Origin of the sequence: Pseudonocardia sulfidoxydans NBRC 16205, assembly GCF_007989085.1 — a bacterium.
In the GTDB taxonomy this organism is placed as follows: Bacteria; Actinomycetota; Actinomycetes; order Mycobacteriales; family Pseudonocardiaceae; genus Pseudonocardia; species Pseudonocardia sulfidoxydans.
The window spans coordinates 59,903-73,884 of the sequence record NZ_BJVJ01000027.1 but is presented as its reverse complement, the minus strand read 5'-3'; the positions used below and the strand labels follow the sequence as shown (position 1 = coordinate 73,884).

Here is a 13,982-nt window from a genome sequence, read left to right as displayed (position 1 = left end):
ATCGGTCCACCGACGACGAACCGGCCGGTCGGGTTGACCAGCAGCCGCGCACCGTCGGCGTCGATGCCCGCGCGCTCGAGCTCGGGGTCGACGACGTGCTGGCGGATGTCGGGGGCGAGCAGCGCGTCGAGGTCGACGTCGGCGGCGTGCTGGCTGGACACGACGACGGTGTCGACGCGGACGGCGCGGTCGCCGTCGTACTCGATGGTGACCTGGGTCTTGCCGTCGGGCCGCAGGTAGGGCAGCACACCGGACTTGCGGACCTCGGTCAGCCGCCGGGCGAGCCGGTGCGCGAGCGCGATCGGCAGCGGCAGCAGCTCCGGGGTGTCGGTGTTGGCGTAGCCGAACATCAGGCCCTGGTCGCCGGCGCCCTGGCGGGCGATCTCGTCCTCGCTGGACTCGACGCGCGACTCGTAGGCGGTGTCGACGCCCTGGGCGATGTCGGCGGACTGCGCGCCGATCGCGATGTTGACGCCGCAGGAGTTGCCGTCGAAGCCCTTGGCCGACGAGTCGTAGCCGATCTCGAGGATCTTCTCGCGCACCAGCGTCGGGATGTCGGCGTAGGCACTGGTGGTGACCTCGCCCGCGACGTGCACCTGACCGGTGGTCACCAGCGTCTCGACGGCGACGCGGGAGCGGGGGTCCTGCGACAGCAGCGAGTCGAGGACGGTGTCGCTGATCGCGTCACACATCTTGTCGGGATGACCCTCGGTCACCGATTCGCTGGTGAACAGCCGGCGGGCCGGGTTCGTCACGCGTGTCTCCGTCCAGTCTCGTCCTGATGTCGACGCCGAGACTAGTCCACGTCACCGGCGTCTCCCCCGGCGCTGACCTGGAACGACGGACATCCTGCGTCACGTCACCCACAGTGACCCTCCGAGTCGACGCGCCGGTGATCGTTCACCGCTTACGGTGACGTTCGGGCGGATGGCGAATCGGTAACGGTCGGGCTCGTTGGGCCTGGTGACGCATCCCCCCAATGGAGGTAGCCCCCAGATGAAGGCGTTGTTGCATCGTCGAGGCCGCGCGGCCGCAGTCGTCGGTGGCCTGGTCGCCGCCGGCGCCACCACCGTTCTGGTCATGGTCGGCACGGCCTCCGCCGCGGAGCAGGGGCGTTGCACCGACAACGTCAACGTCCGCTCGCAGCCCAGCGCGACGGCCTCGGTGGTCACGGTCTGCAAGCGCGGCACCGACATCACGATCGGTGAGCGCCGCAACGGCTTCGTGCAGCTCACCAACCTCAACGGCTGGGCCTCGGAGCAGTACGTCTCCGCGAACCCGGGCCGCACCGGGTCGGCGACGACCACGAAGGCCACCACCAGCAGCATCCCGACGACGAGCGGCTCGGCCCGCGGCGAGCAGGTCCGGGCGACCACCCCGTCGGCCACCCCGTCGACCACCCCGTCGGCGACCACGACGTCGTCGGAGCGCCGCAGCACCGGCTCGGCCTCGCCGACCACGACCGCGCCGCCCACCACCGGTTCCTCGCAGGCCCCGGCCGACACCGCGCGCGACGCCGGTACGTCGGGCAGCGGCCAGGCCGGCAGCGACGAGCCGACCGAGAGCGCCCCGGCCCGGTCGGGTCTGCTCGGCTGAGCCGCTGCGGGGCGACACCCGCACGGCAAGAACCGTCGCCGAGTTCGACCGGAGACTGGTCTCGACCATGATCGAACCAGTCCGGCGTCGAACTCGGCGGTGCGGAACGGGCCCGGGCCCGGGTCCGGGCCGGGGCCGTCAGCTCAGGCGGGGGGCGACCGCGTCCCACACCCGGGAGGCGAGGAGCGCCTTGGAGCCGTCGGGCAGCTCGGTCTCGGTGCCGTCGGCGGCCAGCAGCCAGCCGGCGTTGTCGGCGACCTCGAACGCCTTGCCGTCCCCGACGGCGTTGACGACCAGGAGATCGCAGCCCTTGCGGCGCAGCTTGATCCGGCCGTGGTGCAGCGCGTCACCGGTGGCGTCGCCGGTCTCGGCGGCGAACCCGACGACGACCTGGCCCGCCCGCCGGGTGGCGACGAGCTCGGCGAGGATGTCGGCGTTGGTGGCCAGTACCAGCGGGTCGGGCGAGGACCTGGGTGTCTTCTTGATCTTCGTGGTGACCAGCGTCGCGGGCCGGAAGTCGGCGACGGCAGCCGACATCACGAGGGCGTCGGCGTCGGCGGCGGCCTCGTGCATGGCGACGCGCATCTGCTCGGCGGTGCCGACGCGCACGACCCGCACCGAGGCGGGATCACCGAGGTCGGCCGTGGCGCCTGCGACGAGGGTGACCGAAGCCCCGCGCTGGGCGGCGACCCGGGCCAGCGCGTAGCCCTGGCGCCCCGAGGACCGGTTGCCGAGGAACCGGACGGGGTCGAGCGGCTCGCGGGTGCCCCCGGCGGAGACGACGACGCGGCGGCCCTCGAGGTCGCGCGGCAGCGCGTCGCCGCGTTCGAGCAACAGCCGGGCCAGCTCGGCGATCTCGGCGGGATCGGGCAGCCGGCCGGGACCGGTGTCCTTGCCGGTGAGCCTGCCCGACGCCGGGTCGAGGACGACCGCGCCGCGCGAGCGCAGCAGCGCCACGTTGTCCTGCGTGGCCGGGTGCTCCCACATCTCGGTGTGCATGGCCGGGGCGAACAGCACCGGGCAGCGTGCCGTGAGGAGCGCGGCGGTGAGCAGGTCGTCGGCGCGGCCGTGGGCGGCCCGCGCCAGCAGGTCGGCCGTGGCCGGGGCGACGACGACGAGGTCGGCCTCCTGGCCGAGCCGGACGTGCGCGACCGACGGGACGTCGTGGAAGACGCCCGTGTGCACCGGCTGCCCGGACAGCGCCTCGAACGTGGCGGCGCCGACGAACTCCAGCGCCGCCGCGGTGGGCAGGACGCGCACGGAATGCCCGGACTCGGTGAACCGGCGCAGCAGTTCCGCGCTCTTGTAGGCCGCGATCCCGCCGGCGACCCCCAGCAGGACGCGGGGTGCGGTCACCTCGGGACTACTCGCCCTCGGTGTGCTCGAGCAGGCCGCTCTGGATCTCGCGCATGGCGATCGACAGCGGCTTCTCACGGGGACCCGGCTCGACGAGCGGGCCGACGTACTCGAGCAGGCCCTCGCCGAGCTGCGAGTAGTAGTCGTTGATCTGGCGGGCCCGCTTGGCGGCGTAGATCACCAGCGCGTACTTCGACGACACCTGGCCGAGCAGGTCGTCGATGGGCGGGTTGGTGATGCCCTCGGGCGTGGAACCGGCGACTGCGCCGGTCAGAGGCATGCTCACTGAAAAGACTCCTGCGGGGAGAGATCGTCGTCGGTGCCACCGCGCCCGCTCTCCGGCGGCGTGGGGCCGATCGCCAATCCTACCAACCTGTCGACGACGACCCGCAGGTCGTCGTTGACGACGACCACGTCGAACTCGTCGCGGGCGGCGAGCTCCTCACGGGCGGTCTGCAGGCGCCGCTCGAACTGGGCCGCCGACTCGGTGCCGCGGCCCTTGAGCCGCCTGGCCAGCTCCTCGAACGACGGGGCGTCGACGAAGACCGTCACGGCCTCGGGGATCGCGGCCTTCACCGCGCGGGCGCCCTGCAGGTCGACCTCGACGAGGACCGGCAGCCCCGCGGCGCGGGCCTGCTCGACCGGGCCCGCCGGGGTGCCGGAGCGCTGCAGGCCGCCGTGGATCTCGGCCCACTCCAGCAGTTCGCCGCGGGCGATCAGGCCGTCGAAGTCCGTCGCCGAGACGAACCGGTAGTCCCGGCCGTCGACCTCCCCGGCGCGTGGGGCGCGTGTCGTCGCCGACACGCTGAAGTGCAGCTCCGGGAGCCGCTCGCGCAGCCCGGCCACCACGCTGCTCTTGCCGACGCCCGAGGGGCCGGCCAGCACGATCAGCCGGCCCCTCGATGCGGCAGAGGTCGCGGGGGCGTCACCGTCGGCCGGCCGGTCCGCCTCGGCGGTCCTACCGGCAGGGTCTGGGGCGCCGTCCACGCCTCGTCCTCACTGTCGTTCCGACGGTCGCGCACGACCGTCCACCCTGTGCCCGGCCACCGTCACGGCCGGGCACGCAGGTGTTCTCAGCCCTCGAACTCGGTGAGCAGCGCCTTGCGCTGCCGGTCGCCCAGGCCACGCAGGCGGCGGCTCGTCGCGATCTCCAGGCGCTCCATGATCTGGGCCGCCCGCACCTTGCCGACACCCGGCATCGCCTCGAGCAGCGCCGAGACCTTCATCTTGCCGAGCACGTCGTCGGTGTCGGACTGGGCCAGCACCTCCTTGAGGGTCGTCCCGCCTCGCTTGAGCCGGTCCTTCAGCTCTGCCCGGGCCCGGCGCGCTGCGGCCGCCTTCTCCAACGCGGCTGCGCGCTGTTCCTCGGTCAGCTGGGGAAGGGCCACGATCTCCTCCGTCTTTCGTAATGCACATCGCTGGTGGGACCGCCGCCGGGACCTGCTCGGAACCTGCGTCGGCGCTTCCCTCCGGGGTAACCCGAAGAGACTCGAACGAACGTACTCATGACCCCTACGGGTTCGTGAACGGGGGGTCGCACCAGGCGGTTTACCATCGGCCACCCCCCAAAGGGTGATACCACGAACGGGACCGGACGACGGTCATCGACCCGGCCGTTCAGCGATACGTCACAACCGCGCGGCTCTGTCGACGCCCGTGGGATCGCCCGTCGCGCCGTCCGGCGCACGACAACGGGCGTGCCCCGCCGGGACACGCCGACACCTCACCCGTCCGGCGAGGTGTTCTTGCCGACAGCCCGCCCGCCGTGCGCCGGCCCGCTCCGGCGTGTCGCACCGGAGCCCGGCGACCTCAGCCGACCGTGTCCCGGCCCCGCTCCGGCGTGTCGCACCGGAGCGGACTGACCTCAGTCGACGTACAGGGCTCGCAACGCGGCCGGGGTGAGGTCCTCCTTGCGGATGTAGGCCGCGGCGCCGCAGTCGGCCGCGTCCGACGGCAGGTCGTCGACGGCGTAGGTCGACAGCAGCACGACGGTCGTCCCCGGCGCCTTGGCCAGCAGCCGGCGCGTCGCCTCGATGCCGTTGATCCCGGGCAGGTTGATGTCCATCAGGACGACAGCCGGGTTGTGCCGTTCGGCCTCGGCGAGCGCGTCCTCGCCGCTCCCGGCCTCCGCCGCGACCCGCCAACCGCCGACGAGCCCCACGACCGTGCGTGCCACCCGTCGGAACGGCCGCTGGTCGTCGACGATCAGTACGTCCACCAACCGGCCCTCCTCCTTCGCGTCTGGTCCCCAGGATCGACCTGCGGCGACGGTCGGACGAGGGTGCTAGTACCACTCACCCCCACCGGGTCAGCTCGCCCTGCGTGCCGCCTCCAGCTCGTCGCGCAGCGCCTCCGCCGCACCGCGCAGCGCCACCGGGTCGGGCCCGGCGCGCAGCACCGACCGCGACGCCGACGGGACCACGATGCCCGAGAGCCCGGCGAAGCGCGCGGCGACGTCGGCGGGGCTCGCGCCCTGTGCCCCCAGGCCGGGTGCGAGGACAGGTCCGTCGAGCGTGGACAGGTCGAGCCCGTGCTCGTGGGTTGCGCCGATCACCACGCCGACGTCGCCGAGCGGCGCGCCCCCTGACACGGGGGCGGCGTTGGCGGCGGCGGCGTCGTCGACGATGCCCTGGGCGACGCTGCGGCCCGACCAGTCGGCCAGCTGCACCGGCCCACCCTCGGGGTTGGACGTGCGGGCCAGCACGAACACGCCTCGCCCGGCTTCCTCGGCGGCGCGCAGCGCGGGCGCCAGCGAGCCGAACCCGAGGTAGGGCGAGAGCGTGACCGCGTCGGCGCCGAGCGGCGCGCCGACGCCCAGGTAGGCGTCGGCGTAGCCGTCCATCGTGGAGCCGATGTCGCCGCGTTTGACGTCGAGCAGGCTCAGCGTCGGTGTCTGCGCCAGGCCGGCGAGCAGCCGTTCCAGCACGGCGACGCCGGCCGAGCCGTGCCGTTCGAAGAACGCCGACTGCGGCTTGACCAGCCCGACGTGGCCGCCGAGTGCCGTCAGACAGGCGTCGCAGAACCGGGCGAGGCCGTCGGCGTCGTCGGTCAGCCCCCACTCGGCCAGCAGCGACGGGTGCGGGTCGATGCCGACGCAGAGGGTGCCGAGCTCGTCGGCGGTACGGGCCAGTCGTGCGCCGAAGCGGGTGCTCATCGGGCCGCCCGAGCCAGCGCCGCGTGCGCGTCCTGCAGCGACCGGACGCCGATGCTGCCCGCGATCATGGCCTCGATCCCTTGTACCGCAGCGGCTGCGCCCTGCACGGTGGTGATGCACGGCACCCCCTTGGTGACGGCGGCGGCGCGGATCTCGTAGCCGTCGGCGCGGGGCCCGACGTTGCCGTACGGGGTGTTGACGATCACGTCGACGTCGCCGGCGAGGATGCGGTCCACGATGGTGTCCCCGTCCTTGCGGTCCGACCACTTGCGCACCTCGGTCACGTCGATGCCGTGGCGGCGCAGGATCTCGGCGGTGCCGTCGGTGGCGAGGACCTCGAAGCCGAGGTCGGCGAGGCGGCGCACCGGGAACACCATGGCGCGCTTGTCGCGGTCGGCGACCGAGACGAACACCCGGCCCGACGTCGGCAGCGACCCGTAGGCGCCGGCCTGCGCCTTGGCGAACGCCGGCCCGAAGGACGCGTCGATGCCCATGACCTCGCCCGTCGACTTCATCTCCGGGCCGAGCAGCGGGTCGACGCCCTGGCCGGTGGGCGTGCGGAACCGGTTGAACGGCAGCACGGCCTCCTTGACCGCGACGGGGACCGACGCGGGGGTGGTCGCCCCGTCGAAGATCGTGGGCAGCATGCCCTCGGCCCGCAGCTCGGCGACGGTGGCGCCCAGCATGATCCGGGCCGCCGCCTTGGCCAGCGGCACCGCCGTGGCCTTGGAGACGAACGGCACGGTGCGCGACGCGCGCGGGTTGGCCTCGAGCACGTAGAGGGTGTCGCCGTGCAGCGCGTACTGCACGTTGAGCAGCCCCCGCACGCCGACGCCGCGGGCGATGGCCTCCGTGGAGCGGCGGACGTCGTCGAGGACGCTGCGCCCCAACGTGATCGGCGGCAGGGTGCACGACGAGTCGCCGGAGTGGACCCCGGCCTCCTCGATGTGCTCCATGACGCCGCCGAGGTAGAGCTCGGTACCGTCGTACAGGGCGTCGACGTCGATCTCGACCGCGTCGTCGAGGAACCGGTCGACCAGCACCGGGCGCGACGGGCTGATCTCCGTGGCGCGGGCGATGTAGCCGGCGAGGGTCTCCTCGTCGTAGACGATCTCCATGCCGCGCCCGCCCAGCACGTAGGACGGGCGGACGAGGACGGGGTAGCCGATGCGGTCGGCGATGTCGCGGGCCTGCTCGAACGACGTCGCCGTCCCGAACGCCGGCGCGGGCAGCCCGGCGCGGCGCAGCACCTCGCCGAACTCGCCGCGGTCCTCGGCGAGGTCGATCGCCTCCGCCGGGGTGCCGACGACCGGTACGCCCGCAGCGGTGAGCCGCTGCGCCAGACCCAGCGGGGTCTGCCCACCGAGCTGCACGATCACCCCGGCGACGGTCCCGGACGCCTGCTCGGCGTGCACGACCTCGAGGACGTCCTCGAAGGTCAGCGGCTCGAAGTAGAGCCGGTCCGCGGTGTCGTAGTCCGTCGACACGGTCTCGGGGTTGCAGTTGACCATGACGGTCTCGAACCCGGCCTCGCGCAACGCCATCACGGCGTGCACGCACGAGTAGTCGAACTCGATGCCCTGCCCGATGCGGTTGGGCCCGGAGCCGAGGATGAGCACCTTCGGCTTCCCGGTCTGGGCCGTCACCTCGGACTCGGCCGACGGGTCGGTCTCGTAGGCGCTGTAGTGGTAGGGCGTGCGGGCGGCGAACTCGGCCGCGCAGGTGTCGACCGTCTTGTAGACGGGCCGGATGCCGAGGCGGTGCCGCAGCGCGCGGACGCCGTCCTCCCCGGCGAACTCGGGGCGCACCGACGCGATCTGCCGGTCGGACAGCCCCGCCCGCTTGGCGCGGCGCAGCAGGGTCTCGTCGAGGACCGGCGCGTCGAGGATCTCCGTGCGCAGCTCGCCGAGGGCGGCGATCTGGTCGACGAACCACGGGTCGATGCCCGAGCGGGCCGCGACGTCGTCGACGGTGGCGCCCTGGCGCAGGGCCCGCTCAACGGCGTAGATGCGGCCGTCGGTCGGGCGGGCCACGTCGGGCGCGCCCTCGGGGTCGGGGCGGGTCCAGAACCCGGCGTCGGGCGTCTCCATCGAGCGCAGGGCCTTGCCCAGCGCCTCCGGGAACGACCGGCCCAGCGCCATGGCCTCGCCGACGCTCTTCATCGTCGTCGTCAGGGTGGTGTCCGAGCCCGGGAACTTCTCGAACGCGAAGCGCGGCACCTTGACCACGACGTAGTCGAGCGAGGGCTCGAACGCCGCGGGGGTCTCGCCGGTGATGTCGTTGCGGATCTCGTCGAGGGTGTAGCCGACGGCGAGCTTCGCGGCGATCTTCGCGATCGGGAAGCCGGTCGCCTTCGACGCGAGCGCCGACGACCGCGACACCCGCGGGTTCATCTCGATGACGACGAGCCGCCCGGTGCGGGGGTCGACCGCGAACTGGATGTTGCAGCCGCCGGTGTCGACGCCGACGGCGCGCAGCACGGCGATGCCGACGTCGCGCATCGTCTGGTACTCGCGGTCGGTGAGCGTCATGGCGGGCGCCACGGTGATCGAGTCGCCGGTGTGCACGCCCATCGGGTCGAGGTTCTCGATGGAGCAGACGACCACGACGTTGTCGGCGTGGTCGCGCATGAGCTCGAGCTCGTACTCCTTCCAGCCGAGCACGGACTCCTCGATGAGCACCTCGGTGACCGGCGAGGCGTCGAGCCCGGCACCGGCGAGGCGTTCCAGGTCCTCCGGCGTGTAGGCGAGGCCCGAGCCGAGGCCGCCCATCGTGAACGACGGCCGGATGACGACGGGCAGGCCCAGCTCGGCCACGGCCGCGCGGACCTCGTCCATCGAGTGGCAGACTGCGCTGCGCGGCACGTCGCCGCCGACGGACTGCACGATCTCCTTGAACTTGAGCCGGTCCTCGCCACGCTGGATGGCCTCGACGTCGGCACCGATGAGCTCGACCCCGTACCGCTCCAGGACCCCGTTGTCGTGCAACGCGATCGCGGTGTTGAGCGCGGTCTGCCCGCCGAGGGTCGCGAGGATCGCGTCGGGCCGCTCGGCGGCGATGACGAGCTCCACGAACTCGGGCGTGATCGGCTCGACGTAGGTGGCGTCGGCGAACTCGGGGTCGGTCATGATCGTCGCCGGGTTGGAGTTGACCAGCGACACGCGCAGGCCCTCGGCCCGCAGGACGCGGCACGCCTGGGTGCCGGAGTAGTCGAACTCGCAGGCCTGGCCGATGACGATCGGGCCGGAGCCGATGACCATGACGTGGGAGATGTCGTCGCGGCGCGGCATCAGACGTCCTCCCCGTCGTGGCGCTCGATGAGCCGGTGGCGGCCACCGGCGTCGTCGTCGGGATCGTCCTCGGCCGGGGCCACGCGCGGGAGGACCACGGTCTCGTCGATCTCCCGCTCGTCGTGCGCGTCGGCCGTGGGCACGATCACGGTCTGCGGCAGCAGCATCGTCGGCTCGCCGTGGACGCCGACGTCGACGGGCTCGTCGGCCTCCGCGGGCTGCCCGACGGCGGCCGCCGGCTCCGATGCGTCGGCGGGCTCCGTGCCGGACACGGCCGCCGCCTCGTCGTCGGACCCGGCCGCCGCCTCGTCGTCCGACCCGGCCGCGGGCTCCTCGTCGCGGGGTCGGGGCGTCGGCGTCGGCCGGGCACCCTCCCGGGCGGGCTGGTCGGCCATCATCGCGACGAAGCGGTCGAACAGGTCGGCGGCGTCGTGCGGGCCGGCCGCCGCCTCCGGGTGGTACTGCACGCTGAAGGCCGGGAAACCTTCTCCCGCAAGCCCTTCGACGCAGCCGTCGTTGGGGCAGGTGTGGGTGATCCGGGCCGGGCCGAAGGGGGTGACGAACCGCTCCCCCGCCTCGCCCTCGACCGCGAACCCGTGGTTCTGCGAGGTGATCGCCACCCGCCCGGTGGCGTGCTCGACGACCGGGATGTTGATGCCGCGGTGGCCGTAGCGCATCTTGTACGTCCCGCGCCCCAGCGCGCGGGCGAGGATCTGGTTGCCGAAGCAGATGCCGAACGTCGGGATGCCGCGTTCGAGGACCGCCCGGGTCAGTGCCACCGGCTCGTCGGCCGTGGCCGGGTCGCCGGGGCCGTTGGACAGGAAGAACCCGTCGACACCGAGGTCGACGATCTGCTCGATCGGCGTCGCCGCCGGGAGCACGTGGACCTCGACACCGCGGGCGGCGAGCATCCGCGGGGTGTTGGACTTGATGCCGACGTCGAGGGCCGCGACGCGGAAACGGGTCTCCCCCTCGGGCGCCACGACGTAGGGCTCGGCCGTGGAGACGGCGCCGTAGAGGTCGGCGCCCTCCATCGCCGGGCTCGCGAGGACCCGGTCGACGAGCTGCGCGTCGGGGGCCAGCGCCGCACCGGAGAACACCCCGGCACGCATGGCCCCGCGCTCGCGCAGGTGCCGCACGACGGCCCGGGTGTCGACGCCCGCGACCCCGACGACTCCCTGCTCGGCGAGCACGTCGCCCAGCGCGCTCCGGGACCGCCAGTTCGACGGCCGCCGGGCCGGGTCGCGCACCACGTAGCCCGCGACCTGCACGCGCGCCGACTCGTCGTCCTCGTCGTTCCAGCCCGTGTTGCCGATCTGCGGCGCGGTCTGCACGACGATCTGCCGGTGGTAGGAGGGGTCGGTCAGTGTCTCCTGGTAGCCGGTCATGCCGGTGGTGAAGACGGCCTCGCCGAGGTTCTCGCCGGTGGCGCCGAAGGACTCGCCGCGGAAGATGCGGCCGTCCTCGAGGACGAGCAGCGCCGGGCCCGCGGCGGGGCTCACGACGCCACCTGCTCGACGACCCGGCCGTCGCGGGCCGTCAGCCGGCCGCGCAGGACCGTCGCGACGACGACCGCGGGCAGGCGCATGCCCTCGTACGGGGTGTTCGACGCGCGGCTGGCCAGCGCGGCACCGCGGACCGTCCACGGCTCGTCGGCGTCGACGACGGCGAGGTTGGCGGGTTCGCCGACCGCGATCGGGCGGCCCTGGTCGGGCAGGCCCGCGATCTCGGCGGGGCGCTCGGACATGACGCGGGCGACCCCGTGCCAGTCGAGCAGGCCGGGCTCGACCATCGTGTGCACGACGACCGACAGCGCCGTCTGCAGGCCCAGCATGCCGGGCTTGGCCACCTGCCACTCGGTGTCCTTGTACTGGCTGGCGTGCGGCGCGTGGTCGGTGGCGACGACGTCGATGACGCCCTCGGCGAGCGCGGCGCGCATCGCCTGGGTGTCGGCGGCGGTGCGCAGCGGCGGGTTGACCTTGTTGACCGGGTCGTAGCTGGTCAGCGCGGCGTCGGTGAGCAGCAGGTGGTGCGGGGTGACCTCGGCGGAGACGGACACCCCGGCTGCCTTGGCGCTGCGCAGCACGTCGACGGTGCGGGCCGACGACACGTGGCAGACGTGAAGGCGCGCACCGGCTTCGCGGGCCAGGGCGCAGTCGCGGGCGACGATCGTCTCCTCCGCGGTGGCGGGCCAGCCGGCCAGCCCCAGCCGGGAGGCGACGACGCCCTCGTTGGCCTGCGCGCCCTGGGTGAGGCGGTGGTCCTCGGCGTGCTGGGCGATGACGACGTCGAGCGCGGAGGCGTACTCCAGCGCGCGGCGCATCACCAGCGGGTCGTTCACGCAGTGGCCGTCGTCGGAGAACATCTGCACCCCGGCGGCCGACGCCATCGTGCCGAGCTCGGCGAGCCGCTCGCCCTCGAGCCCCACGGTGACCGCACCGACCGGGTGCACGTCGACCAGGCCGACCTCGGCGCCGCGGCGGCGCACGTGCGCGGTCACGACGTCGGTGTCGGCGACCGGGTTCGTGTTGGGCATCGCGAACACTGCGGTGAACCCGCCCAGCGCCGCGGCCCGCGACCCGGTCTCGATCGTCTCGGACTCCTCGCCGCCCGGCTCGCGCAGGTGCACGTGCAGGTCGACGAGGCCGGGCAGCAGCACGCGGCCCTCGGCGTCGAGCGTCTCCACGCCCTCGGGGGCCTCGAGGCCCGCGCCGATCTCGGTGATGACGCCGTCGCGCACGACCAGGTCGACAGCATCGCCGCCGTAGGGGCGCGCGTTGCGGATGAACAGGTCGGTCATTCGGGGGCTCCCGCGAGAAGGTGGTAGAGGACGGCCATCCGCACGTGGACGCCGTTGCGGACCTGGGCGAGGATCGCGGCGCGCGCCGAGTCGGCCACCGAGGGCGCGATCTCCATGCCGCGCACCATCGGTCCGGGGTGCAGCACGACCCCGTGCTCGGGCAGCATCGCGGCGCGGGTGTCGTTGAGCCCGTAGGCGATCGCGTACTCGCGCGACGACGGGAAGAACCCGCCGGTCATCCGTTCGGCCTGGACGCGCAGCATCATCACCGCGTCGAGGCCCGGGAGCTCGGCGTCGATCTCGTGGGAGACCCGGCACGGCCACTCGGCCACCCCGACGGGCAGCAGCGTCGGCGGCGCGATCAGCACGACCTCGGCGCCGAGGGTCGCCAGCAGGAACACGTTGGAGCGGGCGACGCGGCTGTGCAGCACGTCGCCGACGATCCCGATCCGGCGCCCCGCGACCGACCCGAGCCGGTCGCGCAGGGTGGCCGCGTCGAGCAGCGCCTGCGTGGGGTGCTCGTGGGTGCCGTCGCCGGCGTTGACGATCGAGGTGTGCGTGCCCGTGGCCGTGTGGTCCTTGTCCGACCAGCTCGCGAGCCGGTGCGCCGCACCGGATGCGGGGTGGCGGACGATCACGCAGTCGGCGCCCATGGCCGACAGGGTGAGCGAGGTGTCGCGCAGCGACTCACCCTTGGAGACCGAGGACCCCTTGGCGCTGACGTTGACCGTGTCGGCGCTCATCCACTTGCCGGCGATCTCGAACGAGACCCGGGTGCGGGTGGAGTCCTCGTAGAACATCGTGATGACGGTGCGCCCGCGCAGCGTCGGCAGCTTGCGGACCTCGCGGCCCAGTAGCGCCTGGCGCAGCCGGTCCGACGTGTCGAGCAGCGCGGTCGCGGTGGCCGCGTCGAGGTCGGTGACCGAGAGCAGGTGCTTCACTCGCCGGCTCCCCTGCGGATCGCGACGCGGTCCTCGCCGTCGATCTCGGTGAGCGACACCAGGATCAGCTCGCTGCGCGACGTCGGCACGTTCTTGCCGACGTAGTCCGCGCGGATGGGCAGTTCACGGTGGCCGCGGTCGACCAGGACGGCGAGCTGCACCGCGCGGGGGCGGCCGTGCTCGGACAGCGCGTCGAGCGCGGCGCGGACCGTGCGGCCCGACATCAGCACGTCGTCGACGAGGACGACGAGCGCGTCGTCGACGCCGCCCTCGGGGAACTGTGTGTCCTCGAGCGGGCGGGTGGGGCGGCGGCGCAGGTCGTCGCGGTAGAGCGTCGGGTCGACGGTGCCGACGGACGGCTCGGTCCCGCCGAACTCGGCGACCGCGGCGGCGAGCCGGCGGGCGAGGATCGTGCCGCGGGTCGGGATCCCGATGAGCACGACGTGCTCGGCGTCCGCGGTCTTCTCGATGATCTGGTGCGCGATGCGCGCGATGGTGCGGGTGACGTCGGAGGCGCTGAGGAGCTCGTGGTCGGGCAGACCAGTCCCCTCGCCACCGGCGTCCCCGCGGCGGTCGTTCGCCACGAGTTCGCTCTCCTTCCCCGCCTCGCAGGACGGGTCGTTAAAGGATCGGGTTGCGCGGTCACGCTATCAGCGGCCCTGTCGTGGCGGGGGTGTCGCGCGGACGCGCCGACGCGGGTCACACGTCATGGCGGTCACACCCGACCGACGCGTGGTGGCGACGCGGCGTCCTCACCCCGGATCGGCGGCCCGGGTGCCCGTGCCATCCTCACGGAGCCGAACGGTCACAGTCCGATAACACTCACGGACGCCACATCAGCCACA

General features: G+C 73.4%; 12 protein-coding genes and 1 pseudogene. 1 reads left to right on the top strand and 12 read right to left on the bottom strand.

Translation table 11 applies throughout. The features are described from left to right. Window positions 1–734, bottom strand: a 734-nt coding sequence (locus PSU4_RS15010; protein ID WP_281290683.1) for an S-adenosylmethionine synthetase N-terminal domain-containing protein, incomplete at its 3' end; no start/stop codon positions are given. 262 nt (window positions 735–996) lie between these two features. Between PSU4_RS15010 and PSU4_RS15005 the strand changes: the two genes are divergently transcribed. Further along, complete coding sequence (locus PSU4_RS15005) at window positions 997–1,596, top strand: SH3 domain-containing protein (protein WP_147108267.1); 600 nt, start codon at window positions 997–999, stop codon at window positions 1,594–1,596. Between the two features lie 138 nt (window positions 1,597–1,734). On the opposite strand, the gene coaBC is transcribed toward PSU4_RS15005, so the two are convergent. The 11 genes and pseudogenes from coaBC to pyrR all read right to left on the bottom strand — a co-directional run bounded on the left by coaBC (window position 1,735) and on the right by pyrR (window position 13,721). Beyond that, the gene (gene coaBC / locus PSU4_RS15000; protein WP_186816956.1) at window positions 1,735–2,952 is read right to left on the bottom strand and encodes a bifunctional phosphopantothenoylcysteine decarboxylase/phosphopantothenate--cysteine ligase CoaBC; all 1,218 of its coding nucleotides are present in this window, start codon (window positions 2,950–2,952) and stop codon (window positions 1,735–1,737) included. Between the two features lie 7 nt (window positions 2,953–2,959). Continuing rightward, complete coding sequence (gene rpoZ / locus PSU4_RS14995) at window positions 2,960–3,232, bottom strand: DNA-directed RNA polymerase subunit omega (protein ID WP_049803439.1); 273 nt, start codon at window positions 3,230–3,232, stop codon at window positions 2,960–2,962. A 2-nt stretch (window positions 3,233–3,234) separates the two neighbouring features. Then, the gene (gmk, locus tag PSU4_RS14990) at window positions 3,235–3,939 is read right to left on the bottom strand and encodes a guanylate kinase (protein ID WP_147108264.1); all 705 of its coding nucleotides are present in this window, start codon (window positions 3,937–3,939) and stop codon (window positions 3,235–3,237) included. An 86-nt stretch (window positions 3,940–4,025) separates the two neighbouring features. Continuing rightward, entirely contained in the window at window positions 4,026–4,340 is a 315-nt protein-coding gene (mihF, locus tag PSU4_RS14985) for an integration host factor, actinobacterial type (RefSeq protein ID WP_013675613.1), read from the bottom strand. A 476-nt stretch (window positions 4,341–4,816) separates the two neighbouring features. Beyond that, window positions 4,817–5,170, bottom strand: coding sequence for a response regulator (locus PSU4_RS14980; protein WP_246115128.1), 354 nt, complete (start codon window positions 5,168–5,170; stop codon window positions 4,817–4,819). Window positions 5,171–5,260: 90 nt separating this feature from the next. Further along, window positions 5,261–6,106: an orotidine-5'-phosphate decarboxylase gene (pyrF, locus tag PSU4_RS14975; protein ID WP_147108258.1), complete on the bottom strand. Its 846-nt coding sequence runs from the start codon at window positions 6,104–6,106 to the stop codon at window positions 5,261–5,263. Further along, window positions 6,103–9,396 carry a carbamoyl-phosphate synthase large subunit gene (gene carB / locus PSU4_RS14970; RefSeq protein WP_147108255.1) on the bottom strand — a complete coding sequence of 1,098 codons (3,294 nt, stop codon included), beginning with the start codon at window positions 9,394–9,396 and terminating at the stop codon, window positions 6,103–6,105. The genes pyrF and carB overlap by 4 nt, the downstream gene beginning before the upstream one ends. Window positions 9,397–9,788: 392 nt before the next feature. Continuing rightward, window positions 9,789–10,898: pseudogene (gene carA / locus PSU4_RS14965) on the bottom strand (glutamine-hydrolyzing carbamoyl-phosphate synthase small subunit); the annotation flags it as partial. After that, a complete protein-coding gene (locus PSU4_RS14960; RefSeq protein ID WP_147108252.1) occupies window positions 10,895–12,196 on the bottom strand; it encodes a dihydroorotase in 1,302 nt (433 codons plus the stop codon). The gene PSU4_RS14960 and the pseudogene carA, both read right to left, overlap by 4 nt. Further along, window positions 12,193–13,137, bottom strand: a complete 945-nt coding sequence (locus PSU4_RS14955) for an aspartate carbamoyltransferase catalytic subunit (protein WP_147108249.1) — start codon at window positions 13,135–13,137, stop codon at window positions 12,193–12,195. The genes PSU4_RS14960 and PSU4_RS14955 overlap by 4 nt, the downstream gene beginning before the upstream one ends. Further along, window positions 13,134–13,721, bottom strand: a complete 588-nt coding sequence (gene pyrR / locus PSU4_RS14950) for a bifunctional pyr operon transcriptional regulator/uracil phosphoribosyltransferase PyrR (protein ID WP_147108246.1) — start codon at window positions 13,719–13,721, stop codon at window positions 13,134–13,136. The genes PSU4_RS14955 and pyrR overlap by 4 nt, the downstream gene beginning before the upstream one ends. Between the last annotated feature and the right edge of the window lie 261 nt (window positions 13,722–13,982).